Source organism: Pararhizobium sp. P1_E7, assembly GCF_056405855.1.
This window is the reverse complement of the sequence record NZ_JBFUBH010000142.1, coordinates 1-4,175: the sequence shown is the minus strand read 5'-3', so window position 1 is coordinate 4,175 and position 4,175 is coordinate 1. Positions and strand designations below refer to the sequence as shown.

General features: G+C 58.3%; 4 protein-coding genes. 1 reads left to right on the top strand and 3 read right to left on the bottom strand.

What is annotated here, in order from left to right; all coding sequences use genetic code 11:
* Positions 1-66: 66 nt before the first annotated feature.
* The 3 genes from AC1D17_RS27915 to speB all read right to left on the bottom strand — a co-directional run bounded on the left by AC1D17_RS27915 (position 67) and on the right by speB (position 3,269).
* Positions 67-1,014, bottom strand: coding sequence for a LysR family transcriptional regulator (locus AC1D17_RS27915; protein WP_112841482.1), 948 nt, complete (start codon positions 1,012-1,014; stop codon positions 67-69).
* 188 nt (positions 1,015-1,202) lie between these two features.
* On the bottom strand, positions 1,203-2,099 hold the full coding sequence (locus AC1D17_RS27910) for a LysR family transcriptional regulator (protein ID WP_112841481.1): 897 nt from the start codon (positions 2,097-2,099) through the stop codon (positions 1,203-1,205).
* 117 nt (positions 2,100-2,216) lie between these two features.
* Positions 2,217-3,269, bottom strand: coding sequence for an agmatinase (gene speB, locus AC1D17_RS27905; RefSeq protein WP_477568481.1), 1,053 nt, complete (start codon positions 3,267-3,269; stop codon positions 2,217-2,219).
* A 160-nt stretch (positions 3,270-3,429) separates the two neighbouring features.
* On the opposite strand from speB, the gene AC1D17_RS27900 reads away from it, so the two are divergent.
* A partial coding sequence (locus AC1D17_RS27900) for an ABC transporter substrate-binding protein (RefSeq protein WP_477568480.1) occupies positions 3,430-4,175 on the top strand: 746 nt, incomplete at its 3' end.

Here is a 4,175-nt window from a genome sequence, read left to right as displayed (position 1 = left end):
GTTTCCCGGCGTTCTATCTATCTCAGGTAATGTTGAGGTCCGTACGAGAGTGAATGGTCAATGAGGTCATGCGGCCCTCACAAGCCCCTTCCGGGTCGTACTTGTGATGGCGTCAACAAAGGTGCGGACACCCTGCCGGGTCTTCCAGTCCTCCAGCGTCGCAACCTGAAACTTCGCCTTATAGGAAAAGAGGTTTGGCCGGATGAGGCGCATACGCCCAGAATGGACGAACTGAGCGGCATAGTGGTCCGGCAAGTAGCCGAGATAGGCTCCCGATAGAATTAGAAACGCCTCTGCCTCCATGCTGGAGACGGTCGCGTGCGGGCTGCTGATGGCGAATATCTTGATGTCACGCGCAGCCCAATAATTTCGGCCGATGATCCGATGCACCCTTGCTTCCTCGACGCCTATGTTTTCATCCGGCACAGAAAACAGTGGATGCTCGGCACCGCAGTAGAAGTTCTGCATCTCCTCGTAGAGGTCGATATAGGCGAGCCCGAGAGCCATCCGTGGAAAGCTGCCGACGACAAGGTCGAGCTTTCTCGACACGACGTCGCGCAGCAATTCGCCCGGAGATTTGGTGTCGATGGATAGGTGGAGAGCCGGCGCAACATCAGCGAGCTTCGCGATCGTTATGGCAAGCGGCGAGAGGGGATCCGTGATTGTGTTGTCGACAAGCCCAACGGCAAGATTACCGCTTAGGTTCGATCTGAGGCCTGAGACCTTCCGGCTAAATTGATCAAGCGATCCCGTCAGTCGCTGACACTCATCGAAGATCAACCGGCCGCTTTCGGACAGCTCGAACCCGCTTCGGCCACGCTTGCAAAGCGTCACGCCCAGCCTCTCCTCAAGCGCAGATATCTTTCCGGAGATGGTCGACAGGGACAGGTTCAAGTCGGCCTGTGCGGCGGACAGACCACCTGCCTCAACCACGCGGATGAAAATCTTGATGAGTCTGATATCGGCGTTGTCGACCGAAATCAGATTGCGCAGCTTGCCTTCGCACTTTTGCATTCGTCGCTCCCCCTCTGCACCAAGCGCCCGTTCGAGATGTCGGGCCGGACGGGCCAGACAGCGAGGACGTCAGCGGCGGAAAGTGAGCGCTTTGTCTCGGCTCAAAATCCATCCCGCATTGTTAAGGGTGAGGATTGCAGGCCGGATCGGTTCGGAAAATATCAAACAAAGAACCGATACATTTAGATTCACAAATGTAATCCATGCGCTCTCAGGATGGCGTCGGAAACATAGTTCACATTAGCGGCCTGTTCGCCCGTGCGGGTGGCGAGATCGATGTCGGCGAAATAGGTCTCATCCTGGAGAGGCAGTCGCCGCAGCCGTGAAAACGTTTCCGCATAATGGACTGGCAGCACGCCGAGATAGGCACCTGACAGCACCAACAGCGTCTCGGCTTCGATGTCGAATGCCACACGATGCTTAATGGGATCGTCGAAGCGCTGCCCCCTGATCCCGTTCCAATAGCCGCGATGCACCCAGGGATAGTTGTAGCAATCGGAACCTGAGACATGCTCGTCCGGCACCTTGAACAGCGGATGGCTGGAACCACAATAGACGGCGTGCTCTTCGCGATAGAGAGTCCGGTAGCTAAGGCTGGCAACCTTAATGTCGGACCCTCCAAGTCCGACGTCCAACTCGTTCGAAGCGACCGCCTTCGTAATGTCGTTGGGTCGCATGATCTTCAAGTTGAGCTCGATCTCAGGTGCGTGGCGCGAAAGCACGGCAATCGCGTCCGCCAACTTCAATGCCGGATCCGTCGCCAGACAATCGACCACTCCTACACTGACCTTGCCGGCGAGCTCGCTTCTCAGGCAGGACAGCCGTGCGGACCCGGCATCGAGCAGCCCAGTCATTTCCACACTGATGTCGTAGACACGCCGGCCTTCATGCGTAAGCGAGAACCCTCGGCGTCCGCGCTCGCACAGCTTGACACCGATGCGTTGCTCCAGGGCCGTCAGATGGTTGGAGATGGTGGGCTGGCTAAGCGAGAGCTCCATTTGCGCGGCCGATATGCCGCCATTGCGGACGACGCATTCGAACACGCGGAGCAAGTGAATGTCTGATCCCGAAATCTTCATGGACATAGAATGCACCAAAGGTACCGGATGGCCAACTCCTCTCGACGGGGCCGCGCGTGAACAGGTCGGCCAGGCCACTGGTAGGAAGTCTGGCGGACCGCCGATAGGCTTGGGAGCGTTCGATCAGCTAGTGCTTGCACCGGGCGCGTTCACCATAAGGCAGAGGATCGTGTGCAGAACCTGGGCCGCGATCTGCGCCGTGTTCGTCGTGGAATCGTATTGAGGAGCAACCTCGACCACGTCTCCGCCGATGATATTGAGGCCATCAAGGCCCCGCAGGATCTGAAGCACTTCCCGTGGCAGGAGACCGCCGACCTCGGGCGTGCCGGTTCCCGGCGCAAAGCCCGGATCGACGCTGTCGATGTCGAAGGATACGTAAGTGGGCCGGTCGCCGACGATCCGTCGCGCCTTCTCGATGATCTGCGGGAGGCTCGCTTCGCCGACTTCTTCGGCGTGGACGACGGTCATGCCGCTCTCATAGGAGAACTCCCAGAGATATTCGGCGGGGCCGCGGATACCGATCTGGATCGTCCGTCGGGGATCCAGGACACCGTCGAGAACAGCCAGCCGGAACGGGCCGCCGTGCTGGAACTTCGTTCCTTCGTAGGGACCAGCGGTGTCGCAATGGGCGTCGATGTGGATCAGGCCGACCGGTTCTTTTTCACCCAGCGCCTTCAAGATGGACGATGTGATGGAATGGTCACCGCCGACGCTCAGCGGTTTTACACCGGCTGCGACCAAGCGGCGATAGAAGGTCTCGATATCCTTGTGGCACTGAGCGAGATCGAAGCGGCTCGTCAGGGGAACGTCGCCGATGTCGGCAATCTTCGCCATTGTCAGCGGTGAGGTTCGCAGAACGTGGTCATAGGGCCCGATGCGTTCGATGGTTCTGAGCGCGCGGGGTCYAAAGCGGGTGCCATTGCGGTTCGTTACGCCGAGGTCCATCGGGACCCCAACCAGCGCGATGTCCAAGCCGCCGAAGTCATCAGCGTCCTGCGCCTCGGGGAACCCACGGGCATCGAGAAGCGTCGGAATACCGGCGAAAGGCCATTTCCGCTTGTCGCCACCTTTAAATTGTGACTGCGCGACCGCCTTGAAATCCGGATCAAAAATATCTCCGCCGGACGCATTGGCGTATTTTTCCCGCAGCGAGTCGAGATGTGTTTTGTCGACCATAAATGTGGTTCTCCCCAGTGATGGGTAGGGACCATACCGGCGCGGAATGGGGAAGTGGTTCGAAATTTCCCGAAGTAATTGAGCCCATATTCGTATGTAATCGGTCCTCTTGATCGGTCAGCATACCCAGCAATCAAACCTTCAATAAAAGGGGAATGTCATGTCAATCAAGAGCATTGCGAACACTTCCATCAGACGCCGAAGCCTGTTGAAGGGCCTGTCGGGCCTTGCGATCGCACCCGTCATTACCGGTTTCCCGAACATCGTCCGGGCCCAGGAGAAGAAGCTGCGCGTCGGTCTCTACGGCGGCTACTTCAAGGACACGTTCGACGCGGAGATCTTTCCCGACTTCACGGCCGCAACGGGCATCGAGATCGAGAGCGTCGGCGAGCCGACCGGTGAAGTCTGGTTGATCCAGCTCGAACAGGCTGCCAAGGCGGGAACCTCTCCTGTCGATATCTCAATGATGGCTGGTGTGCCGGTCATCCGCGGGGCTAATAGCGGCCTTTGGGCGCCGCTCGACCCGAAGAAAATTCCCAATATGAAATACATCAAGCCCGACCTGGTGCGTCAGAACGCAGACGGAGAGGTCGTCGCGATCGGTGCGACGAGTTGGTATGTGACCCTGGTCTCGAACACGGACGTCTATCCGGAAGCGCCGACCTCTTGGAAAGACATCTGGGATCCTAAGTACGAGGACAGCCTCGGCCTTCTGGCAAACGTCGGCAATTCGTATCTTCTTGAAGTCGCTGCCAAGGTCTATTTCGGCGGGATCAATCATCTCGATACGGATGACGGCATTCGCGAAGCCTGCGCCAAGGTCGGCGAACTGAAGCCGAACGTCCGCCTCTGGTACCGCGACGAAGCCCAGTTCGAACTGGCGCTCAAGTCTGGCGAGATCCCGAT